At 71.4% G+C, this 22,373-nt stretch carries 17 protein-coding genes and 1 pseudogene; 14 read left to right on the top strand and 4 right to left on the bottom strand.

Annotated elements, in window-relative coordinates; all coding sequences use genetic code 11:
- Nucleotide 1: 1 nt before the first annotated feature.
- The gene (locus AB0E07_RS36560) at nt 2–688 is read right to left on the bottom strand and encodes a maleylpyruvate isomerase family mycothiol-dependent enzyme (RefSeq protein ID WP_362261757.1); all 687 of its coding nucleotides are present in this window, start codon (nt 686–688) and stop codon (nt 2–4) included.
- Nucleotides 689–911: 223 nt separating this feature from the next.
- Here AB0E07_RS36560 and uvrA point away from each other — a divergent pair, with 223 nt between their 5' ends.
- Nucleotides 912–4,037 carry an excinuclease ABC subunit UvrA gene (uvrA, locus tag AB0E07_RS36555; RefSeq protein ID WP_362261754.1) on the top strand — a complete coding sequence of 1,042 codons (3,126 nt, stop codon included), beginning with the start codon at nt 912–914 and terminating at the stop codon, nt 4,035–4,037.
- A gap of 128 nt (nt 4,038–4,165) precedes the next feature.
- On the opposite strand, the gene AB0E07_RS36550 is transcribed toward uvrA, so the two are convergent.
- Complete coding sequence (locus AB0E07_RS36550) at nt 4,166–5,089, bottom strand: carbohydrate kinase (RefSeq protein WP_362261752.1); 924 nt, start codon at nt 5,087–5,089, stop codon at nt 4,166–4,168.
- Complete coding sequence (locus AB0E07_RS36545; protein WP_362261749.1) at nt 5,086–6,129, bottom strand: LacI family DNA-binding transcriptional regulator; 1,044 nt, start codon at nt 6,127–6,129, stop codon at nt 5,086–5,088. The genes AB0E07_RS36550 and AB0E07_RS36545 overlap by 4 nt, the downstream gene beginning before the upstream one ends.
- Before the next feature lie 197 nt (nt 6,130–6,326).
- Here AB0E07_RS36545 and AB0E07_RS36540 point away from each other — a divergent pair, with 197 nt between their 5' ends.
- The gene (locus tag AB0E07_RS36540) at nt 6,327–6,755 is read left to right on the top strand and encodes a Rieske 2Fe-2S domain-containing protein (protein ID WP_362261747.1); all 429 of its coding nucleotides are present in this window, start codon (nt 6,327–6,329) and stop codon (nt 6,753–6,755) included.
- Between the two features lie 80 nt (nt 6,756–6,835).
- Here the strand turns inward: AB0E07_RS36540 and AB0E07_RS36535 are convergent, their stop codons facing one another.
- Nucleotides 6,836–7,828 (bottom strand): hypothetical protein, encoded by a 993-nt coding sequence (locus tag AB0E07_RS36535; RefSeq protein ID WP_362261744.1) that lies wholly within the window; start codon nt 7,826–7,828, stop codon nt 6,836–6,838.
- Between the two features lie 197 nt (nt 7,829–8,025).
- On the opposite strand from AB0E07_RS36535, the gene uvrC reads away from it, so the two are divergent.
- From uvrC to AB0E07_RS36475, 12 genes and pseudogenes are all read left to right on the top strand, one after another.
- Nucleotides 8,026–10,236, top strand: coding sequence for an excinuclease ABC subunit UvrC (gene uvrC / locus AB0E07_RS36530; RefSeq protein ID WP_362261741.1), 2,211 nt, complete (start codon nt 8,026–8,028; stop codon nt 10,234–10,236).
- The gene (rapZ, locus tag AB0E07_RS36525; RefSeq protein ID WP_362261739.1) at nt 10,233–11,273 is read left to right on the top strand and encodes an RNase adapter RapZ; all 1,041 of its coding nucleotides are present in this window, start codon (nt 10,233–10,235) and stop codon (nt 11,271–11,273) included. The genes uvrC and rapZ overlap by 4 nt, the downstream gene beginning before the upstream one ends.
- A complete protein-coding gene (gene yvcK, locus AB0E07_RS36520) occupies nt 11,270–12,337 on the top strand; it encodes a uridine diphosphate-N-acetylglucosamine-binding protein YvcK (RefSeq protein ID WP_362261736.1) in 1,068 nt (355 codons plus the stop codon). The genes rapZ and yvcK overlap by 4 nt, the downstream gene beginning before the upstream one ends.
- Nucleotides 12,328–13,317, top strand: a complete 990-nt coding sequence (gene whiA, locus AB0E07_RS36515; protein ID WP_362261733.1) for a DNA-binding protein WhiA — start codon at nt 12,328–12,330, stop codon at nt 13,315–13,317. Before yvcK ends, whiA begins: the two co-directional genes overlap by 10 nt.
- Nucleotides 13,318–13,463: 146 nt before the next feature.
- Nucleotides 13,464–16,421, top strand: coding sequence for a M14 family zinc carboxypeptidase (locus AB0E07_RS36510; protein ID WP_362261730.1), 2,958 nt, complete (start codon nt 13,464–13,466; stop codon nt 16,419–16,421).
- 195 nt (nt 16,422–16,616) lie between these two features.
- Nucleotides 16,617–17,624, top strand: a complete 1,008-nt coding sequence (gap, locus tag AB0E07_RS36505) for a type I glyceraldehyde-3-phosphate dehydrogenase (RefSeq protein ID WP_362261728.1) — start codon at nt 16,617–16,619, stop codon at nt 17,622–17,624.
- 131 nt (nt 17,625–17,755) lie between these two features.
- Complete coding sequence (locus AB0E07_RS36500) at nt 17,756–18,967, top strand: phosphoglycerate kinase (RefSeq protein ID WP_362261725.1); 1,212 nt, start codon at nt 17,756–17,758, stop codon at nt 18,965–18,967.
- Nucleotides 18,968–18,973: 6 nt separating this feature from the next.
- Nucleotides 18,974–19,750 (top strand): triose-phosphate isomerase, encoded by a 777-nt coding sequence (gene tpiA / locus AB0E07_RS36495; protein ID WP_362261722.1) that lies wholly within the window; start codon nt 18,974–18,976, stop codon nt 19,748–19,750.
- A gap of 101 nt (nt 19,751–19,851) precedes the next feature.
- On the top strand, nt 19,852–20,082 hold the full coding sequence (gene secG, locus AB0E07_RS36490; RefSeq protein WP_105869397.1) for a preprotein translocase subunit SecG: 231 nt from the start codon (nt 19,852–19,854) through the stop codon (nt 20,080–20,082).
- 246 nt (nt 20,083–20,328) lie between these two features.
- The gene (locus AB0E07_RS36485; RefSeq protein WP_019885342.1) at nt 20,329–20,616 is read left to right on the top strand and encodes an RNA polymerase-binding protein RbpA; all 288 of its coding nucleotides are present in this window, start codon (nt 20,329–20,331) and stop codon (nt 20,614–20,616) included.
- 131 nt (nt 20,617–20,747) lie between these two features.
- Entirely contained in the window at nt 20,748–22,016 is a 1,269-nt protein-coding gene (locus AB0E07_RS36480) for an MFS transporter (protein ID WP_362261719.1), read from the top strand.
- A 52-nt stretch (nt 22,017–22,068) separates the two neighbouring features.
- Nucleotides 22,069–22,373: pseudogene (locus AB0E07_RS36475) on the top strand (glucose-6-phosphate isomerase); the annotation flags it as partial.

The raw sequence follows: 22,373 nt of genomic DNA, 5'->3' as shown, positions 1-22,373 counted from the left end.
CCTATAGCGGGGGGAGTGCCGGCAGGGGGCCGCCGGCCGTCGTCAGCGCCGAGCCGTCGCGGCGGCCGCAGAGCCAGCCGAGCACGTCCGCCGCCGACCCGCCGACGGTGACCGGCTCGCCCTCGGCGCGCCCGGAGCGCAGGGTCTTGCCGCCCGCCGGCTCGATCACCAGCGCGGGGACGTCGGGGTGGCCGAGGAACCGCTCGGCGAGGAAGTCGGACTCGCGCCGGGTGAACTCCTCCGGCAGGTCCTCCAGCTCGTAGCCGATCCCGAGGTCCACGTGGTGCAGCTCCAGCTCGACCCAGCGCCGGAACGGGACCCGGGACGCGGAGTCGGTGACGCCGTTGCGCAGCTCCACGATCCGGGACCAGTCCCCGGTCGCCTCCGCGATCCGGTCGAAGGCGGCCGCGGTCTCGCGCACGTCCGCGATCTGGACGGGCAGGGGGCGCGGGGCGTCCCGCTCGATGTCGGCGTCCCGGGCCTCGGCGGAGGCGTACATGGGTCGCCCCTCGAACACGTTCACCAGGGCGTCGGCGTTGCGGGCGAGGTGGGCGAGGACATGACCGCGGGTCCAGCCCGGGAGCCGTGACGGCTCGGCCACCGAGGCGTTGTCCAGTGCGGCGGCAGCGGTGAGCAGCCGTTCGGTCGCGTCACGTACCGACGCCAGGTCATGAGCGTGATCAATCATGCTGCTGACCTTAGTGCCGCCACACCTTGGGGTGAAGATGGTGAAGCGGCGCCGTAAATCGAATGCACGTGCTATATGGTCGGGCGTGACGTCGGGCATGCTGGATGGCCGGGGATTGTTGACGCATCCGGGGAACCGACCGGCGTTGTCAGTGGCTCCCCCTAGTCTGGGAACGACCGGGGCCCTGCCCCTGTCACTTCTCTCAAGAAAGGTGCGGACCGGCGTGGCCGACCGTCTCATCGTCCGTGGCGCGCGCGAGCACAACCTCAAGAATGTCTCGCTCGACCTGCCGCGCGACTCGCTCATCGTCTTCACGGGCCTGTCGGGGTCGGGCAAGTCCTCGCTGGCCTTCGACACCATCTTCGCGGAGGGCCAGCGGCGCTACGTGGAGTCGCTCTCCTCGTACGCCCGCCAGTTCCTCGGCCAGATGGACAAGCCGGACGTCGACTTCATCGAGGGACTCTCGCCCGCGGTCTCCATCGACCAGAAGTCGACCTCGCGCAACCCGCGCTCCACGGTCGGCACCATCACCGAGGTCTACGACTACCTCCGCCTGCTCTTCGCGCGCATCGGCAAGCCGCACTGTCCCGAGTGCGGCCGGCCGATCTCGCGGCAGTCGCCGCAGGCCATCGTCGACAAGGTGCTGGAGCTGCCCGAGGGCAGCCGCTTCCAGGTGCTCTCCCCGCTGGTCCGCGAGCGCAAGGGCGAGTTCGTCGACCTCTTCGCGGAACTCCAGACCAAGGGCTACTCCCGCGCGCGCGTGGACGGCGAGACGATCCAGCTGTCCAGCCCGCCCACGTTGAAGAAGCAGGAGAAGCACACCATCGAGGTGGTCGTCGACCGCCTCACGGTGAAGGACACCGCCAAGCGCCGCCTCACCGACTCCGTCGAGACCGCACTGGGCCTCTCCGGCGGCATGGTCGTGCTGGACTTCGTCGACCTCCCCGAGGACGACCCCGAGCGCGAGCGCATGTACTCGGAGCACCTGTACTGCCCGTACGACGACCTCTCCTTCGAGGAGCTGGAGCCGCGCTCCTTCTCCTTCAACTCGCCCTTCGGTGCCTGCCCCGAGTGCTCCGGCATCGGCACGCGCATGGAGGTCGACCCCGAGCTGATCGTCCCCGACGAGGACAAGAGCCTCGACGAGGGCGCCATCCACCCCTGGTCGCACGGCCACACCAAGGACTACTTCGGCCGGCTGATCGGCGCCCTCGCGGACGCGCTGGGCTTCCGTACGGACATCCCCTTCGCCGGGCTCCCGCAGCGCGCCAGGAAGGCCCTGCTGTACGGCCACAAGACGCAGATCGAGGTCCGCTACCGCAACCGGTACGGCCGCGAGCGGGTCTACACCACGCCCTTCGAGGGCGCCGTGCCCTTCGTCAAGCGGCGGCACGGCGAGGCCGAGTCCGACGCCAGCCGGGAGCGCTTCGAGGGCTACATGCGCGAGGTGCCCTGCCCCACCTGCGAGGGCACCCGGCTCAAGCCGATCGTCCTCGCGGTCACGGTCATGGAGAAGTCGATCGCCGAGGTCTCGGCGATGTCGATCAGCGACTGCGCGGAGTTCCTCGGCAAGCTGAAGCTCAACGCCCGCGACAAGAAGATCGCCGAGCGGGTGCTGAAGGAGGTCAACGAGCGGCTGCGGTTCCTGGTCGACGTCGGCCTGGACTACCTCTCGCTGAACCGCGCCGCCGGCACCCTCTCCGGCGGTGAGGCCCAGCGCATCCGGCTGGCCACCCAGATCGGCTCCGGTCTCGTCGGCGTCCTGTACGTCCTGGACGAGCCCTCCATCGGCCTGCACCAGCGCGACAACCACCGGCTGATCGAGACCCTGGTCCGGCTGCGCGACATGGGCAACACGCTCATCGTCGTCGAGCACGACGAGGACACCATCAAGGTCGCCGACTGGATCGTCGACATCGGCCCCGGCGCGGGCGAGCACGGCGGCAAGGTCGTGCACAGCGGCTCCCTGAAGGAACTGCTCGCCAACGCCGAGTCGCAGACCGGACAGTACCTCTCCGGCAAGAAGTCGATCCCGCTGCCCGACATCCGGCGCCCGCAGGACCCCTCCCGGCGGCTCACGGTGCACGGCGCCCGCGAGAACAACCTCCAGGACATCGACGTCTCGTTCCCGCTCGGCGTGTTCACCGCCGTCACCGGGGTCTCCGGATCCGGCAAGTCCACGCTGGTCAACGACATCCTGTACACGCACCTGGCGCGCGAGCTGAACGGCGCCCGGAGCGTCCCGGGGCGGCACACGCGCGTGGACGGCGACGACCTCGTCGACAAGGTCGTGCACGTCGACCAGTCGCCCATCGGCCGCACCCCGCGCTCCAACCCGGCGACCTACACCGGCGTCTTCGACCACGTCCGCAAGCTGTTCGCGGAGACCACCGAGGCGAAGGTGCGCGGCTATCTGCCGGGCCGGTTCTCCTTCAACGTCAAGGGCGGCCGCTGCGAGAACTGCGCCGGCGACGGCACGATCAAGATCGAGATGAACTTCCTCCCGGACGTCTACGTCCCGTGCGAGGTCTGCCACGGCGCCCGGTACAACCGGGAGACCCTGGAGGTCCACTACAAGGGCAAGTCCATCGCCGAGGTCCTGAACATGCCGATCGAGGAGGCCATGGACTTCTTCGAGGCCGTTCCGGCGATCAACCGCCACCTCAGGACGCTGAACGACGTCGGCCTCGGCTACGTCCGGCTCGGCCAGTCCGCCACCACCCTGTCCGGTGGCGAGGCCCAGCGGGTCAAGCTCGCCAGCGAACTGCAGAAGCGCTCCACCGGCCGCACGGTCTACGTCCTGGACGAGCCGACCACCGGTCTGCACTTCGAGGACATCAGCAAGCTGCTGAAGGTCCTGGCCGGGCTGGTCGACAAGGGCAACACGGTCATCGTCATCGAGCACAACCTGGACGTGATCAAGACGGCCGACTGGGTCGTCGACATGGGCCCCGAAGGCGGTGCCGGCGGCGGTCTGGTGGTCGCCGAGGGCACCCCCGAGGAGATCGCCGCGGTCCCCGCCAGCCACACCGGCAAGTTCCTGCGGGAGATCCTCGGCGCCGACCGGGTCAGCGACGCCAGCTCGGTGAAGGCCCCGCGCAAGGCAGCGGCGAAGAAGACGGTCGCGGCCAAGACGACGGCGAAGAAGACCGCCACCGCGCGGACCACCGGCGCGCGGACCACCGGCGCGACGGCCGCGAAGAAGGCCACCGGAACCACGGCCGCGAAGAAGGCCACCGGAACCACAGCAGCCAAGAAGACCGCCGGAACCGCCGCCGCCAAGAAGGCCACCGGGACCGCCAAGAAGGCGGCACCGGCGAAGAAGACGACCCGGGCCCGCAAGGCCTGAGCCCCGTCCGCCGGACGACAGCGGCGCGCCCCCGCGGAGAACCCTCCGTGAGGGCGCGCCACGTCCGGGTTCGGGCACCCGCGGGCTCGATGAACTCCATGGCCCGCACCCCGGCGCCCCGCGCGCGGTCAGCGGCTGAGCGGGACCCCGGCCAGTTCCGCGGCGTACGGCGGTTCCGCTCCCGCGCGCGAGCAGGTGACCGCCGCCGCGCGCGCCGCGAAGCGCAGCAGCCGGGTCCACTCCTCGGCGCCCAGGCGGGCCACCGCCGCCTCCGACAGGGCGTCCTGGACGGACAGCCCGTGCAGCAGGGCGGCGTTCACCGTGTCACCGGCCCCGATGGTGTCCACCACGTCGACCCGCTCGCCCGGCACGGAGTGCTCGGCCCCGTCGCGGGTGAAGACCGTGAGCCCTTCGCCGCCCCGGGTGACCACCACGGCCGCCGGACCCCGCGCCAGCCACTCGCGCGGGGTGCCGCCCAGCCAGTCGGCGTCCTCGGCGGACAGCTTCAGCAGGGTGACCGAGGGCAGCCAGCCGCGGAACCGGGCCCGGTAGGCGTCCGGGTCGGGGATGAGCCCGGGGCGGATGTTGGGGTCGAGCGCCGTGAACACGCCCCGCGCGGCCGCGGCCCGCATCAGCTCCTCGTAGGCGCTCGCCCCCGGCTCCAGCACCAGCGAACAGGTGCCGAAGGACACCGCGCGCGTGCCCTCCGGGAGCGCCGCGGGGGCGGTGAACTGCCGGTCGGCGCTGCCCTCGACGTAGAAGGAGTAGGCCGCCGAGCCGTCCCCGTCGAGCGTGGCGACCGCCAGGGTCGTCGGCTCGGGCCCCCGCTGCACCCCCGACACGTCCACCCCGTCCCGGCGCAGCCCCTCCAGCAGGGCCTCGCCGAAGGCGTCGGAGGAGGTCCGGGAGCAGAAGGCGGTGGGGGAGCCGAGGCGGCCGAGGGCCACCGCGGTGTTGAAGGGGCCGCCGCCGAGCGCCGGCCGCAGGGTCGCGAGGGCGCCCGTGCCCTCGGGCACGAGGTCGATCAGGGCCTCACCGGCGACGACGATCACGAGTCGGTTCCTTTGCTCGCGGACGGAAGGGGATCGGGACAGCCGCACGAGGTGCGGTGGACGAAGGCGCAGTCGAGCCGCACGGTCCGGGCGGGCCGGTCCGGCTCGGCGAGGCGTTCCAGCAGCACCCGGACGGCGCGGGCGCCCAGCTCCCTGCTGGGCTGGGCCACCGCGGTCAGCCGGGGCTCGAACAGGTCGGCCCAGGCGAAGTCGTCGAAACAGCACAGGGCGATGTCGCCGGGCACGGACAGCCCGTGCGCCCGCAGGGAGCGCAGGGCACCGATGGTCATCGCGTTGTTGGCGGTCACCAGGGCCGTCGGCGGGTCGGCGAGGGAAAGCAGGGCGGCGGTGGCACGCTCCGCGCCGGCCGCTTCGGAGTCGCCGTGCGCGATCAGCTGTTCGTCGTGGGCGAGACCCACGCGGTCGAGTCCGTGCCGGTAGCCGGCGATCCGCTCACCCGTGGTGCTCAGCCCGGGGCGCCCCGCGACCAGGCCGATCCGGCGGTGGCCGAGCCCGGCGAGATGGGTGACCAGCCGGGCCGTCGGTTCGGCGCCCGCCGCGCACACCTGGTCGAAGCGGGGGCTCTCGCCCTCGTCCACCAGCCGGTCCAGGAACACGGCCGGTACGGCGTGGCGGCGCAGGTAGGACAGCAGGTCCCGCGGGTCCGGGGACGGGGCGACGATCATGCCGTCGACCCGACGCTCGTGCAGGAGCTGGACGACCTTCCGCTCGTGCCCGGGGTCGTCGTGCGGATCGGCGATGAGCAGGCTGTAGCCGTGCTCCAGGGCGGCGGCCTCTACGCCCTGGAGGATCTCCGTGAAGTAGGGGTTGCTGATCGCCGACACCGCCAGGCCGATGGAGCGGGTGCGGGCGGTGACCAGGGACCGGGCGAGGGAGTTCGGGGTGTAGGCGAGCCGCTCGACGGCGTCCAGGACGGCCTGCCGGGTGTGCGGGAGCACCGGGCGGGTGCCGTTGAGCACATGCGAGACGGTGGCCACGGAGACGCCCGCGGCACGGGCCACGTCGGCCATGGTCGCCATGGTGTCCTCCCTCCGCGTGAGTTCCGGGACCGCGCTGCACGCGGCGTTCCGGCGGGGAACGTATCCCATTCGGCGGCACACGTAAACGCTTGCGCAAGCGTTTACGTCCGCTTCGGAGCCGTGCGCCCCCGACGCCGGCCGCGTCCGCCCCGGCCGGTATCGTCGCCGTGCCCACCCTTTGACCTGTGGAGATCCGCATGCCCGGCCGACCCGCCCCGTCCCGCCGAACCGTCCTGCGCGGAGCCGCCCTCACCCCCGTCGCCGGGCTCGGCCTCGGCGCGTGCGCGCCGGGCGGGGAGACCGTGGACTCCGAGCCGACCGCGCCGGTCGACCTGGGCGCGGAGAGCGAGGTCGCCCCGGGGAGCGCGAAGCTCTACCGGGACCACAACGTCGTCGTCAGCCGGGACGCCGAGGGCGGACTGAAGGCGTACAGCACGATCTGCACGCACGCGTTGTGCCCGATCAACAAGCTGGAGGGGACCCGGCTGATCTGCCCCTGCCACGGCAGCGAGTTCGACGCCACCAGCGGCGAGGTCCTCCAGCAGCCGGCCACGGCGCCGCTGAAGGAGCTGCCGGTGCGGGCGAAGGGCGGCCGGATCGTGGCGGGCCCGGCCGCGACCGCCTGATCCCGGGGCGTCACCCCACAGGGGCACTCCCCGGGGTTCGCCTCCAGGCGTTCACTCCTTGGGGGTTCGCTTCCCGGGTCTCACTCCCAGTCCCAGCCGATCCCCACGATCCCCGTCCGCAGCCGTGGCTCGACGAAGTGGACCGAACGGTGCCGGTCGCTCACCGTGAGGTCCTGACGGCCACCGCGCGGCGCCGCCGCCGAGTGCTGGGCGAACCGGTGGCAGCGCACCGGCAGACCGGGCCCGTCGAAGCGGACCTGGAGCGCGTACTGGCCGCCGGGCAGGGCGAACCCGCGCGCGTACTCCCGGGACACGCCCGCCGTACCGTCCCGCACGCCGTACCGGAAGAGGAAGGTTTCACCGGAGCGCAGCCGCGTGTCGAAGAGCAGCTCCGCTACGAGGACTCCGGTCTCCTCGTCCACCAGGACCCGCCCGGTGCGGCAGTTCTCCAGGGCCCGGACGCCCATCAGCGCGGGGGAGCAGCCGGGGTCGCCGTGGTACACGGCAAGGAAGCGGTCGACGCCGTCCCGGTGGGCGCGCACGATGTGGTGCGACTCGCGGCCCGCCAGCTCCCGCCGCTCACCGACGCGGACCCGTTCGTGCAGCCCGAGGGTGTGCAGTCCGCCGTCGGCCGGGGCCCTCAGCTCTGCGCGCAGCCCGTCCAGGACGCCGTCGGCCGCCACCAGGGACCGGTAGGAGCGAGCCGCGGGACGTGGCTCGCCCGACGGGTCCTCGTCCTCGGCCAGCAGCCGGATCAGCGACTCCTCCGGCAGCTGGAGTATCTCCTCCAGCGCCCGTACCGCGCGCAGCGACTCGGGGCGCTGGGGCCTGCGGGCGCCCTGCTGCCAGTAGCTGAGACTGGTGACGCCGACCTTGACCCCGTGGCGCGACAGATGGTGCTGCACGCGCTGGAGCGGCAGCCCGCGCGCGGCGATGGCGGCCCGCAGCGCGACGTGGAAGGGGCCGCCGCTGAGCACCGAGTCCAGGTCCGGGTGCGGCCTCGCGCCCCCGTCCGCGTCCGGCTCCGCGGTGGCGACGGCGGCGGCGTCCGCGTGGTGAGGGGCGTGCGGCATGCAGGGGGCCTTTCTGTGAGGCGTTCCCACGGTGGGTCGGACCGTGCGCACGGGCGGCGGAGCCCGCCCCGAGTTCCCCCGCATTGAAGCGTGTTGACCAAGCCCCGACAACACCTGGCGGGACTCGTCCTCCGCGGCCCGCCGCCGTTGTCCACAGCCGCGACGCGCTGTCACCGCACGCCAGTAGGGTGTGAAACATGGCCGACCCCTCCAGCTACCGCCCCCGGCCGGGACAGATCCCGGACTCTCCCGGGGTCTACAGGTTCCGCGACGAGCACCGCCGGGTGATCTACGTCGGAAAGGCGAAGAGCCTGCGCCAGCGCCTGGCGAACTACTTCCAGGACCTGGCGAACCTGCACCCCCGCACCCGCACCATGGTCACCACGGCGGCGTCCGTGGAGTGGACGGTGGTGTCCACGGAGGTCGAGGCGCTCCAGCTGGAGTACTCCTGGATCAAGGAGTACGACCCCCGGTTCAACGTCAAGTACCGCGACGACAAGAGCTACCCCTACCTCGCGGTGACGATGAACGAGGAGTTCCCGCGCGTGCAGGTGATGCGCGGTCACAAGAAGAAGGGTGTGCGCTACTTCGGCCCGTACGCGCACGCGTGGGCGATCCGCGACACCGTGGACCTGCTGCTGCGCGTCTTCCCGGTGCGTACCTGCTCGGCCGGTGTGTTCAAGAACGCCGCCCGCACCGACCGCCCCTGTCTGCTGGGCTACATCGGCAAGTGCTCCGCGCCCTGCGTCGGCCGGATCTCGCCCGAGGAGCACCGGGAACTCGCCGACGAGTTCTGCGACTTCATGACCGGCCGCACGGGCGCCCACCTGCGCCGGCTGGAGAGGCGGATGACGGAGGCGGCCGAGGAGATGGAGTACGAGCGGGCCGCTCGCCTGCGCGACGACATCGAGGCCCTGAAGAAGGCCATGGAGAAGAACGCGGTCGTGCTCGCCGACGCGACCGACGCCGACCTGATCGCCGTCGCGGAGGACGAGCTGGAGGCGGCCGTCCAGATCTTCCACGTCCGCGGCGGACGGGTGCGGGGCCAGCGCGGCTGGGTCACCGACAAGGTCGAGGACGTCACCACCGGTGCCCTCGTCGAGCACGCCCTCCAGCAGCTCTACGGCGAGGAGCGGGGCGACTCCGTGCCCAAGGAGGTCCTCGTCCCCGCCCTGCCCGAGCCGCTGGAGCCGGCCCAGCAGTGGCTCACCGAGCGCCGCGGTTCCCAGGTCTCCCTGCGCATCCCGCAGCGGGGCGACAAGAAGGCGCTGATGGAGACCGTGCAGCGCAACGCCCAGCAGTCCCTCGTCCTGCACAAGACCAGGCGCGCCTCCGACCTGACCACGCGCTCGCGCGCGCTGGAGGAGATCGCCGACGCGCTCGGCCTGGACAGCGCCCCGCTGCGCATCGAGTGCTACGACATCTCGCATCTCCAGGGCGACGACGTCGTCGCCTCGATGGTCGTCTTCGAGGACGGCCTCCAGCGCAAGAGCGAGTACCGCCGGTTCCAGATCAAGGGCTTCGCGGGCCAGGACGACGTGCGCTCGATGCACGAGGTGATCTCCCGCCGCTTCAAGCGGTACATCGCCGAGAAGGAGAGGACCGGCGAGTGGGTGGACGAGGACTCCACCGACCTGGTCGGGGACGGCCCGCAGACCCCGGGCGACGGCCTTCAGGACACCGAGGACGGCCTTCAGGGCACCGGAGGCGGCCTGCAGGACACCGAGGACGGCCTTCAGGGCACGGCAGGCGGCCTCCAGGACACCGGGGACGGTCTGCTGACCTCTGGGAACGGCCTGAAGGACGACGAGGGCAGGCCGCGGAAGTTCGCCTACCCGCCCCAGCTCGTCGTGGTCGACGGCGGGCAGCCGCAGGTCGCCGCCGCCAAGCGGGCCCTGGACGAGCTGGGCATCGACGACATCGCCGTGTGCGGCCTCGCCAAGCGGCTGGAGGAGGTCTGGCTGCCCGGCGAGGACGACCCGGTGGTCCTGCCCCGCACCAGCGAGGGCCTCTACCTGCTCCAGCGGGTCCGGGACGAGGCGCACCGCTTCGCCATCACCTACCAGCGCGCCAAGCGTGCCAAGCGGTTCCGCTCCGGCCCCCTGGACGACGTGCCGGGCCTGGGCGAGACCCGCAAGCAGGCGCTGATCAAGCACTTCGGTTCGGTGAAGAAGCTGCGATCGGCGACAATCGACCAGATCTGCGAGGTTCCCGGCATAGGCCGTAAAACGGCCGAGACCATCGCCGCGACCCTCGCCCGGGCGGTTCCGGCCGCCCCCGCCGTGAACACGGCGACGGGAGAGATCATGGAAGACATGGAGGACGGGGAGCCCGGGACGACCGAGGGCGCCCCGGGGGAGCCCGTGACCGCGGGCACCCCGGACGAACGACGGGGGCAGGAGTCATGACCGAGCAGGACAAGCAGCCCACAGCCGGGCGAGATCAGAGCCACATGGAAATGAGCGATGATCGGACCGGACAGGAAACGGAACAGGAGACTCGGCCGGAGGACCGGCCGCAGTCCCCGGAGGAAGACGGAGCACAGGTGAGTACTGCCGGCGAACCGGCCGGGGCCGGCGAGGCCACCATCCCCGAGCTGGTGATCATCTCCGGGATGTCCGGGGCCGGTCGTTCGACCGCGGCGAAGTGTCTGGAGGACCTCGGCTGGTTCGTCGTCGACAACCTGCCGCCCGCGCTGATCCCCACCATGGTGGAGCTGGGCGCCCGCTCCCAGGGGAACGTCGCGCGGATCGCGGTCGTCGTGGACGTCCGCGGCCGCCGCTTCTTCGACAACCTCCGGGAGTCGCTCGCCGACCTCGACACCCGCGGTGTCACCCGGCGGATCGTCTTCCTGGAGTCCTCCGACGACGCCCTGGTGCGCCGCTTCGAGTCGGTGCGCCGCCCGCACCCCCTCCAGGGCGACGGCCGCATCGTCGACGGCATCGACGCAGAGCGGGAGCTGCTGCGCGAGCTGCGCGGCGACGCCGACCTGGTGATCGACACCTCCAGCCTCAACGTCCACGAGCTGCGCGCCAAGATGGACGCCCAGTTCGCGGGCGAGGAGGAGCCCGAGCTGCGGGCCACCGTGATGTCCTTCGGCTTCAAGTACGGCCTGCCCGTCGACGCCGACCTCGTCGTCGACATGCGCTTCCTGCCCAACCCGCACTGGGTCCCGGAGCTGCGCCCGTACACCGGCCTGAACGAGGAGGTGTCGGCGTACGTCTTCAACCAGCCCGGCGCCAAGGAGTTCCTCGACCGGTACACCGAGCTGCTCCAGCTCATCGCCGCGGGCTACCGCCGCGAGGGCAAGCGCTACGTGACCATCGCGGTCGGCTGCACCGGCGGCAAGCACCGCTCGGTGGCCACCTCGGAGAAGCTCGCCGCACGGCTCGCCGCGCAGGGTGTGGAGACGGTGGTCGTCCACCGGGACATGGGACGCGAATGACGGGACGTACTCCGCGGCTGATCAGGGTCGGCCGGGTGGTGCGGGACGGACGGGCCGGCCGGCCCGCCGAGGTCCGCGGCGCACGGCCGCGCCGCCGGGGCACCCAGCCCAAGGTCGTCGCCCTCGGCGGCGGCATGGGCCTGTCCGCCTCGCTCGCCGCGCTGCGCCGGATCACCGGTGACCTCACCGCGGTCGTCACCGTCGCCGACGACGGCGGCTCCAGCGGCCGTCTCCGCGACGAGCTGGGCGTCCTGCCGCCCGGCGACCTGCGCAAGGCGCTGGCCGCGCTCTGCGGCGACGACGACTGGGGCCAGACCTGGTCCCGGGTGATCCAGCACCGCTTCGCCTCCCAGGGCGACCTGCACGACCACGCGGTCGGCAATCTGCTGATCGTCGCCCTGTGGGAGCAGCTCGGCGACCACGTCCAGGCCCTGGACCTGGTCGGCAAGCTGCTCGGCGCGCACGGGCGGGTGCTGCCCATGTCCGCCGTGCCGCTGGAGCTCCAGGCCCTGGTCAAGGGCCACGACCCGGAGCGGCCCGAGGAGGTGGACACCGTGCGCGGACAGGCCACCGTCGCCCTCACCCCCGGCGAGGTGCAGTCCGTGCACCTGGTGCCGCACGACCCGCCCGCCGTCCCCGAGGCCGTGGCGGCGGTGCTCGACGCGGACTGGGTGGTGCTGGGACCCGGATCCTGGTTCTCCTCGGTCATCCCGCACCTCCTCGTGCCCGAGCTGCTGGACGCGCTCACGGAGACGAAGGCGCGCCGGGTACTCTCGCTGAACCTCGCCCCGCAGCCCGGAGAAACCGAAGGCTTCTCCCCGCAGCGTCATTTGGAGGTTTTGGGACGACACGCCCCTAAACTCGCCCTGGACGTGGTGCTGGCCGACGAGGCCGCCGTGCCCGACCGCGAGGTGCTCACCGAGGCCGCCAAAGGGTTCGGAGCCGCGGTCGAGCTGGCTCCGGTCGCCCGGAGGGACGGTTCTCCGCGGCACGACCCGGAGCTGCTGGCTGCCGCGTACGACCGTATTTTTCGGATGCATGGAAGGATCGGCCCATGGCGATGACGGCAGCGGTGAAGGACGAGATCTCCCGGCTCCCCGTCACCCGGACCTGCTGCAGGAAGGCGGAGGTCTCCGCCATTCTGCGGTTCGCCGGCGGCCTCCATCTGGTCAGCGGGCGCATCGTGATCGAGGCGGAGCTGGACACCGCGATGGCGGCCCGCCGCCTCAAGCGGGACATCCTGGAGATCTTCGGCCACAGCTCGGAGCTGATCGTGATGGCGCCCGGCGGACTGCGCCGGGGCTCACGCTACGTCGTGCGCGTGGTGGCCGGCGGTGACCAGCTGGCCCGGCAGACCGGACTGGTCGACGGGCGGGGCCGCCCGATCCGCGGTCTGCCCCCGCAGGTCGTCTCCGGCGCCACCTGCGACGCCGAGGCCGCCTGGCGCGGCGCCTTCCTCGCGCACGGCTCGCTCACCGAGCCCGGCCGCTCCTCCTCCCTGGAGGTGACCTGCCCGGGCCCCGAGGCCGCGCTCGCCCTCGTGGGCGCCGCCCGCCGTCTGTCCATCGCCGCGAAGGCCCGCGAGGTGCGCGGTGTGGACCGGGTCGTCGTCCGCGACGGCGACGCCATCGGCGCGCTGCTCACCCGGCTCGGCGCCCATGAGTCGGTGCTGGCCTGGGAGGAGCGGCGGATGCGCCGCGAGGTGCGCGCCACGGCGAACCGTCTCGCCAACTTCGACGACGCCAACCTGCGCCGCTCCGCGCGCGCGGCCGTCGCCGCCGGCGCCCGGGTGCAGCGCGCCCTGGAGATCCTCGGTGAGGAGGTGCCCGAGCACCTCGCCGCCGCCGGCCGGCTGCGTATGGACCACAAGCAGGCGTCCCTGGAGGAGCTGGGCGCGCTCGCCGACCCGCCGCTGACCAAGGACGCGGTCGCCGGCCGGATCCGCCGCCTGCTGGCGATGGCCGACAAGCGGGCCCAGGACCTCGGCATCCCGGGCACCGAGTCCAGTCTCACCGAGGAGATGGCCGACAACCTCGTCGGCTGACGCTCCGTCAACAGGCCGGTGACCGCGCCCGATCGGGTGATGGTCACCGGCTTTTCGGTGTCCTTGAGGCGCCCTTGACTCGATCATGAAGTGTCATGAGCCTGGCATCTGTTCGCTGACGTGGCGAACCCACACCAGGGGGGTTCATGAGACACAGAGCGAGATCGATCCTCGCTGTCGGCGCGCTCCTGCTCGGCGGAGCGGGCATCGCACCCATCGCCCAGGCACAGAACGGCGGTTCCGGCGCCACGAGCACGCCGGACGCCGACGAGGTCAAGGTCTTCCGCGCCGAGGTCACCAAGAAGCAGGTACCGCTGCTGCTGGCCGCCGGTCAGGACGGCCACGAACTCAGTGAGCAGGCGCCCGAACAGGGCACCGCCACGATCGAGGTCTACCTCACCGACCAGCAGGCCGAGAAGCTGGAGAAGCAGGGCGTCGAACTCACCGAGCACACCCTTTCGGCCAAGGCCGAGCGGCGGGTCGAGGCGGCCGCCGACGGCGTCTACCGCCCGTACAGCGGCAGCGGAGGGCTGAAGGAGGAGATCCTGCGGACCGGGCAGGAGAACCCCGGCCTGACCAAGGTCGTCTCCATCGGCAGGACCGTGAACGGCCAGGACATCCTCGCGCTGAAGCTCACCAAGAACGCGAAGAAGTCCAAGGACGGCGCGAAGCCCGCCGTGCTGTACATGTCCAACCAGCACGCGCGTGAGTGGATCACCCCGGAGATGACCCGCCGGCTGATGCACCACTACCTGGACAACTACCGCACGGACCGGCGCGTCAAGAAGATCGTCGACAGCACCGAACTGTGGTTCGTGATCTCGGCCAACCCCGACGGTTACGACCACACCTTCGCGGAGGACGGCGACCGCCTCTGGCGCAAGAACCTGCGGGACGTCAACGGCGACGGCGCCATCGGCACCGGCGACGGCGTCGACCTCAACCGCAACTTCCCCTACAAGTGGGGCTACGACGACGAGGGTTCGTCCCCCAGCCCCACCAGCCAGACCTACCGCGGTGACGCCCCCGGCTCCGAACCGGAGACCAAGGCGATCGACGCCTTCCAGAAGCGCATCGGCTTCTCGCTGGGCATCAACTACCACTCGGCCGCCGAACTCCTCCTCTACGGAGTCGGCTGGCAGGTGGCCACCGAGACCCCGGACGACGTCCTCTACGAGGCGCTCGCCGGCACCCCCGACAACTCCGCGATCCCGGGCTACCACCCGCAGGTCTCCTCGGAGCTGTACACCACCAACGGCGAGGCCGACGGCCATGCCGCCAACGTCAACGGCCTGGCGATGTTCACGCCCGAGATGTCGACCTGCCAGACCGCGTCCAACGTGGACCCGAACGACGCCTGGCTCCCCGGCGACTGCCGGTCCGTCTTCAACTTCCCGGACGACGAGAAGCTGATCCAGCAGGAGTTCGCCAAGAACGTCCCGTTCGCGCTCTCCGTCGCCGAGTCCGCCGCGACCCCGGACCGGCCGTCCTCCTCGGTCGGCCTGAAGGCCGCCGACTTCACCCCGGCGCCCTTCGCCACGTCCTGGTCCCGCGGCGCCGACCAGCCGGTCTCCGTCGTCGCGCGCAAGGCGCTGCGCGACAAGGAGCTGAAGTACCGCGTCAACGGCGGCCGTACGCACGACATGGCGCTGCGGCCCTGGAAGGGCGGCGAGACCTTCGGCGGCGAGGACAACCTCTACTTCGACGAGTACCGCGCCAAGGTCGCCGACGGCGAGCCCGGCGACGAGGTGGAGGTCTGGTTCACCGGAGAGACCCGCGGCGGCAAGCGCGTCTCCAGCGAACGCTTCACCTACACCGTCGCCGAACGGGCCCGCGCGGACGTCCTCGTCGTGGCCGAGGAGGGCGCGCCCGCCACCCAGGCGCAGACCTACGTCGACGCGCTCAAGGCCAACGGGCACCGGGCGGTGGTGTGGGACGTCGCCACCCAGGGCGCTCCCGACGCGCTCGGAGTGCTGAGCCACTTCGACACCGTCGTCCACTACACCGGTGCCGCGACCCCCGGCAACGCCACCCAGCTGCGGCTGCGCGCCCACCTCAACGAGGGCGGCAAGCTGATCGAGGCCGGCGAACTGGCCGGCGGCAATGTGGACCTCGGCGGCGGCAACCTCTCCAACGACTTCAGCCAGTACTACCTCGGCGCCTACAGCCGTACCTCGCTGGCCGGGGCCACCGCCTTCGAGGGCGCGGGCGCACTCGCCGGCGCCGAGGGGGCGCTGGCCGGAGCGCCGGGCAACCCGCTCAACGCGGCCGGCTCCTACACGGCCACCTCCGAGACCCTGCCCGCCGACCGGTTCCCGCAGTTCACGAGCGCCGGAGCGGGCAGCTACCCCGGGACCGTCAACCCGTACGGGCCGTTCGCGGGCGCGTACATGGCGGCCGTCACCCACAGTGACTACGCCTGGAACCGCCTCACCCGCACCGTCGACCTCACCTCGGTCACCGCGGCACAGGCGCCGAAGCTGAGCGCCCGCATGCTGTGGAGCACCGAACCGGGCTACGACCACGCGGTGCTGGAGGCCCGTACCGCGGGCGGCGACGACTGGACCACGCTGCCGGAACTGGGCGGTGCGACCGGCACCGCGGTGCCCGAGGAGTGCTCGGCCGGGTACTTCATCCAGGCCCACCCCGCGCTCAAGAGGTACCTGACGCTCGCCGGTGACGCCTGCACGCCGAGCGGCACCAGCGGCAGCTGGAACAGCTTCACCGGGGCCTCCGCGGGCTGGCAGGAGGTCTCCTTCGACCTGTCCGCCTGGGCCGGCCGGACCGTGGAGCTCTCGCTCGGCTACATCACCGACCCCGGCTCCGGCGGGCGTGGAGTCCTCCTCGACAACGCCTCCGTCGTGACCGGCGGCGGCGCGGTGGAGACCGAGGGCTTCGAGACCTCGCTGGGCGCCTGGACCACCCCCGGCCCGCCCCCGGGCAGCCCCGCGGTGGTCAAGGACTGGTCCCGCACGGGCCGCCTGTTCCAGACGTACGCCGCGGTCACCACGGACGACACCGTGCTGCTGGGCTTCGGCCTGGAGCACGTCGCCGACCCGGCCGACCGCGCGGACCTGATCGGCAGGGCGCTGGACTCCCTGTGACCGGCGCGTGACGGAGAGGTGAATCGAAAGGGCGGTCCGTACCCCTACTGGCCGGTACGGACCGCCTGCCCGTGTATGGGACAACTCAATGTCACCTCGGGGGCCTCAGGGAGGTAGGGTCGTAGGCGGTCGGGGACATCCCAAATACAGCTCGCCGGCACCGCATGGCCGGCGTACCAACGAGGAGATCGGTTCGTGACGATCCGCGTAGGCATCAACGGCTTCGGCCGTATCGGTCGTAACTACTTCCGCGCGCTCCTGGAGCAGGGTGCTGACATCGAGATCGTGGCTGTCAACGACCTGGGTGACACCGCGACCACTGCTCACCTGCTGAAGTACGACACGATCCTGGGCCGCCTCAAGGCAGAGGTCACCCACACCGCCGACACGATCACGGTCGACGGTCACACCATCAAGGTTCTCTCCGAGCGCAACCCCGCCGACATCCCGTGGGGCGAGCTGGGCGTCGACATCGTCATCGAGTCGACCGGCATCTTCACGAAGAAGGCCGACGCCGCGAAGCACATCGCCGGCGGCGCCAAGAAGGTCCTCATCTCGGCTCCGGCCTCCGACGAGGACATCACCATCGTGATGGGTGTCAACCAGGAGAACTACGACCCGGCGAAGCACCACGTCATCTCCAACGCCTCCTGCACCACCAACTGTGTGGCGCCGATGGCCAAGGTCCTCGACGAGAACTTCGGCATCGTCAAGGGTCTGATGACGACGGTGCACGCGTACACCAACGACCAGCGCATCCTTGACTTCCCGCACAAGGACCTGCGTCGCGCCCGCGCCGCCGCCGAGAACATCATCCCGACCACCACGGGTGCCGCCAAGGCCACCGCGCTGGTCCTCCCGCAGCTCAAGGGCAAGCTGGACGGCATCGCCATGCGCGTCCCGGTCCCCACCGGTTCCGCCACCGACCTGGTCGTGGAGCTGGAGCGCGAGGTGACCAAGGACGAGGTCAACGCCGCGTTCAAGAAGGCCGCCGAGGGCGAGCTCCAGGGCTACCTGTCGTACACGGAGGACGCGATCGTCTCCTCCGACATCGTCGGCGACCCGGCCTCCTGCACCTTCGACTCCTCCCTGACCATGGTCCAGGAGGGCAAGTCGGTGAAGATCCTCGGCTGGTACGACAACGAGTGGGGCTACTCCAACCGTCTCGTCGACCTGACGGTGTTCGTCGGCAACCAGCTCTGATCCACGGAGCAGGCACGTTGATGTGAGCAGGGCTCGGGCGGCGCAGGGACGCGCCGCCCGGGCCCTGACTCGCGTGCAGACCACCCCACCTAGGATCACGAGCACCACCAGTCCTCTCGGGAGCCCTCTCAATGAAGACGATCGACGAACTTCTCGCCGAAGGCGTCGCAGGCAAGCGGGTCTTCGTCCGCGCCGACCTGAACGTGCCGCTGGACGGCACCACGATCACCGACGACGGCCGCATCCGCGCCGTCCTGCCCACCGTCAAGGCACTCGCCGAGGCGGGCGCCCGCGTGGTCGTCGCCTCCCACCTGGGCCGCCCCAAGGGCGCCCCGGACCCCGCCTTCTCGCTCGCCCCCGCCGCCGCGCGGCTCGGTGAACTCCTCGGCGCCGAGGTGGCCTTCGCGACCGACACGGTCGGGGAGTCCGCCACCGCCACGGTCGCCGGCCTCGCCGACGGCGGCGTCGCGGTCATCGAGAACCTGCGCTTCAACGCCGGCGAGACCAGCAAGGACGACGCCGAGCGCGCCGCCTTCGCCGGGCAGCTCGCCGCCCTCGCCGACGTGTACGTCGGTGACGGCTTCGGCGCCGTGCACCGCAAGCACGCCTCCGTCTACGACCTGCCGGGCCGGCTGCCGCACTACGCGGGCTACCTCATCGCCACCGAGGTCGGCGTGCTGAGGAAGCTCACCGACGACGTCAAGCGGCCCTACGCCGTGGCCCTCGGCGGCTCCAAGGTCTCCGACAAGCTGGCCGTCATCGACCAGCTGCTCGGCAAGGCCGACCGCATCCTCATCGGCGGCGGCATGGCCTTCACCTTCCTCAAGGCCAAGGGCTACGAGGTCGGCACCTCGCTGCTCCAGGAGGACCAGATCCCGGCCGTCACCGAGTACCTGGAGCGCGCCGAGAAGCTGGGCGTCGAGCTGGTGCTCCCGGTCGACGTCGTGGTCTCCCCGGGCTTCCCGGACCTGAAGGCCAAGGCACCCACCGAGCACACGGCCGTCGACGCGGACAAGATGCCCGAGGGGCAGCTCGGTCTGGACATCGGCCCCAGGACCGGCGAGCTGTACGCCGGCAAGCTCACCGACGCCGCGACCGTCTTCTGGAACGGTCCCATGGGCGTCTTCGAGCACCCCGACTACGCCGAGGGCACCAAGGCGGTCGCCCAGGCCCTCATCGACTCCGACGGGTTCACCGTCGTCGGCGGCGGAGACTCCGCCGCTGCCGTGCGCACGCTCGGTTTCGACGAGACCGCGTTCGGCCACATCTCGACCGGCGGCGGCGCCTCCCTCGAATACCTCGAGGGCAAGACGCTCCCCGGCCTCGCCGCACTGGAGGACTGACCCAGCATGACCACCCGTACGCCGCTCATGGCGGGCAACTGGAAGATGAACCTCAACCACCTCGAGGCCATCGCCCACGTCCAGAAGCTCGCCTTCGCCCTGGCCGACAAGGACTACGAGGCCGTCGAGGTCGCCGTCCTGCCGCCCTTCACCGACCTGCGCTCCGTGCAGACCCTGGTCGACGGCGACAAGCTGAAGATCAAGTACGGCGCCCAGGACATCTCCGCGCAGGACTCCGGCGCCTACACCGGCGAGATCTCCGGTGCGATGCTCGCCAAGCTGAAGTGCACGTACGTGGCCGTCGGCCACTCCGAGCGCCGTCAGTACCACAACGAGACCGACGAGATCGTCAACGCCAAGGTCAAGGCCGCCTACAAGCACGGCCTGACCCCGATCCTGTGCGTCGGCGAGGAGCTGGAGGTCCGCGAGGCGGGCAACCACGTCTCCCACACCCTCGCCCAGGTCGAGGGCGGTCTGAAGGACCTCCCGGCCGAGCAGGCCGAGTCCGTCGTGATCGCCTACGAGCCCGTGTGGGCCATCGGCACCGGCAAGGTCTGCGGCGCCGAGGATGCGCAGGAGGTCTGCGCGGCCATCCGCGGCAAGCTCGCCGAGCTGTACTCCCAGGAGCTGGCCGACAAGGTCCGCATCCAGTACGGCGGCTCGGTGAAGTCGGGCAACGTCGCCGAGATCATGGCGCAGGCCGACATCGACGGCGCGCTGGTGGGCGGTGCGTCGCTGGACGCCGACGAGTTCGTCAAGATCGTCCGCTTCCGCGACCAGTGAGTATGCCTTAGGGGCGATCCGTCGTACCCTTGCGGGGGCACGGCCCGGCGCCGTGCCCCTGTCGTCCATCCAGATCCGAGGAAGTTGGTCCAGCCGTGGTTATGGGGTTCTCGATCGCCCTGATCGTGTTCAGCGGTCTGCTGATGCTGCTGGTGCTGATGCACAAGGGCAAGGGCGGCGGCCTCTCCGACATGTTCGGTGGCGGCATGCAGTCGTCCGTCGGCGGCTCCTCGGTCGCCGAGCGCAACCTCGACCGGATCACCGTCGTGGTCGGTCTGCTCTGGTTCGCGTGCATTGTCGTGCTCGCCCTTCTGATGAAGGTGAACAACTGACCGGCACGCACAATCCGCACGTAAGGCCCCATGTTCGGTACGCGCAGCTGAGCGCGGCCTATCATGGGGCTTGCGTCTAGATGTGGGGGCTGTAACTCCAATCACTGGACGCGCGTTGGGCCTTACGTAGACTGAGGCGCTCGCAACGAAGCGAAACGCCGACTCGCTTCGCGGCACCATCACGCAGGGAGTTACACCGTGGCAAGTGGCAACGCGATCCGAGGAAGCCGGGTCGGGGCGGGGCCGATGGGCGAGGCCGAGCGCGGCGAGTCCGCGCCCCGGCTGCGCATCTCCTTCTGGTGCTCCAACGGGCACGAGACCCAGCCCAGCTTCGCCAGCGACGCGCAGGTTCCCGACACCTGGGACTGCCCGCGCTGCGGCTTCCCCGCCGGCCAGGACCGGGACAACCCGCCCGCCCCTCCGCGCACCGAGCCCTACAAGACGCACCTGGCGTACGTGCGGGAGCGCCGCAGCGACGCGGACGGCGAGGCGATCCTCGCCGAGGCGCTCGCCAAACTGCGCGGCGAGATCTAGGAGTTGACACCGGCCGGCGCCTCATCGGGTGCCCGGCCGGAGCTGTCCCACGGCCCGCCGTCCAGTACCCAGGCCGATTGTCAGTGCCGCCCTCTACGGTTTGTGCATCGAGCGGACCGTGAGGGGGAGACGTGGCGGCGGTCGAGGCGGAGCAGACGCGCGCACCGGCGTGGCGCGGGGGATTCGGACGGCTGTGGAGCGCGTCCGTGCTCTCCTCCTTCGGTGACGGCCTGCGGACGACCGCCCTGCCGCTGCTCGCCGCGGCGCTCACCGACCGGCCGCTGCTGATCGCCGCCGTCACCGCCTGCGGCTTCCTGCCCTGGATCGTCTTCGGACTGCTGGGCGGCGCCGTCGCGGACCGGGTGGACCAGCGCCGCGCGATGTGGACGGTCGACGCCCTGCGCGGCCTGCTCGTCGCCGCCTTCGCGGTGGCCGTCGCGCTCGGACACGCCTCGATCGGTCTGCTGATCGCGCTGGCGTTCGTCCTGACCACGCTTCAGACCCTCTTCGACAACGCCGCCACTGCCCTGCTTCCCTCCCTGGTCGACCGGGCCGAACTGGGCGGCGCCAACGCCCGGTTGATGACCGGGCAGCGGATCGCGGGCGGTCTGCTCGGCGCCCCCGTCGTGCCCCTGCTGCTCGTCGCCGGGGCGGCGGTGCCGTTCGCCGCCGACGCGGTCACCTATCTGCTCGCCGCGGCCCTGGTCGCCTCGCTGCGTACCGCGCCGCCCGAGCGCGCGTCGCGGCCGACGGGCAGCACCCTGCGCCGGGAGATCGCCCAAGGACTGCGTGCCCTCTGGCGGGACCGGGCGTTGCGCGGACTGTGCGCCGCCACCGCGCTCTGCAACATCGGCGTGGGCGCCCTGATCGCCACGCTCGTGCTGCTCGTCACGGGCCGGCTGGGCGCGGGGGAGTCCGGCTATGTGCTCGCCACGACGGCGTACACGGTGGGCAGCCTGCTCGGAGGGGTCGCCGGGGGCGCGCTGGTGGCCCGGACGGGACGGGTACGAGCGGTGCTGTGCGCCGGGATCGCGCAGACCTGCGCGCTGGTCGTACTGGGCTCGGTGAACCGACTGGACGCGGCGGTCGCGGCCCTGGCGGTCTTCGGGTGCATGGGCATGGTCTGGAACGTCAACGCCACGACCCTGATGCAGCAGCGCAGCCCCGCCGATCTGCTCGGCCGGGTCAGCTCGGCGTTCCGCACGCTCTGCGTCGCCGGGGCACCGCTGGGCGCACTGCTCGGCGGAGCCGCCGCCACGGCCTGGGGGCTGAACAGTCCGGCCCTCGTCGCCGCCGCGTTCTTCGTCCTGTCGGTCATCTCGCTGATACCTGTGCTCAAGCTGGACGTACTTGTTGTTGCCCCGCACGACGACCGCACGACAGCTCACGTCACCCGCTGATCAACTAGGTTGGAACAGCGGGGACAGGTACGAAAGAAGGCTGAAGTCCGAGATGAACCAAGACGGCCGTACCCGGCTCAACCAGACGCCCGAATGGACCGCACTGGCCAAGCATCGCGAGGAGCTCGGCGAGGCGTCGCTGCGCGAGCTGTTCGCCGCCGACCCCGGCCGCGGCACCGGCTACGCGCTCAGGGTCGGCGACCTGTACGTCGACTACTCCAAGCACCTCGTCACCGACGAGACGCTGCGGCTGCTGCGCGAGCTGGCCGTCGCCACCGATGTGTTCGGGCTGCGGGACGCGATGTTCCGGGGTGAGCGGATCAACCTCACCGAGGACCGGGCGGTGCTGCACACCGC

This window comes from Streptomyces sp. NPDC048002 (assembly GCF_040653275.1).
Classification (GTDB): Bacteria; Actinomycetota; Actinomycetes; order Streptomycetales; family Streptomycetaceae; genus Streptomyces.
The sequence above is the reverse complement of the archived record's forward strand: the minus strand, read 5'-3'. Positions and strand labels throughout refer to the sequence as shown.

Coding starts and splice junctions, on each gene's coding strand:
- AB0E07_RS36560 (WP_362261757.1), bottom strand. CDS start 688: ATGATTGATCACGCTCATGACCTGGCGTCGGTACGTGACGCGACCGAA.
- AB0E07_RS36545 (WP_362261749.1), bottom strand. CDS start 6,129: ATGGCGACCATGGCCGACGTGGCCCGTGCCGCGGGCGTCTCCGTGGCC.
- AB0E07_RS36540 (WP_362261747.1), top strand. CDS start 6,327: ATGCCCGGCCGACCCGCCCCGTCCCGCCGAACCGTCCTGCGCGGAGCC.
- AB0E07_RS36535 (WP_362261744.1), bottom strand. CDS start 7,828: ATGCCGCACGCCCCTCACCACGCGGACGCCGCCGCCGTCGCCACCGCG.
- uvrC (WP_362261741.1), top strand. CDS start 8,026: ATGGCCGACCCCTCCAGCTACCGCCCCCGGCCGGGACAGATCCCGGAC.
- rapZ (WP_362261739.1), top strand. CDS start 10,233: ATGACCGAGCAGGACAAGCAGCCCACAGCCGGGCGAGATCAGAGCCAC.
- yvcK (WP_362261736.1), top strand. CDS start 11,270: ATGACGGGACGTACTCCGCGGCTGATCAGGGTCGGCCGGGTGGTGCGG.
- whiA (WP_362261733.1), top strand. CDS start 12,328: ATGGCGATGACGGCAGCGGTGAAGGACGAGATCTCCCGGCTCCCCGTC.
- AB0E07_RS36510 (WP_362261730.1), top strand. CDS start 13,464: ATGAGACACAGAGCGAGATCGATCCTCGCTGTCGGCGCGCTCCTGCTC.
- AB0E07_RS36500 (WP_362261725.1), top strand. CDS start 17,756: ATGAAGACGATCGACGAACTTCTCGCCGAAGGCGTCGCAGGCAAGCGG.
- tpiA (WP_362261722.1), top strand. CDS start 18,974: ATGACCACCCGTACGCCGCTCATGGCGGGCAACTGGAAGATGAACCTC.
- secG (WP_105869397.1), top strand. CDS start 19,852: ATGGGGTTCTCGATCGCCCTGATCGTGTTCAGCGGTCTGCTGATGCTG.
- AB0E07_RS36485 (WP_019885342.1), top strand. CDS start 20,329: ATGGGCGAGGCCGAGCGCGGCGAGTCCGCGCCCCGGCTGCGCATCTCC.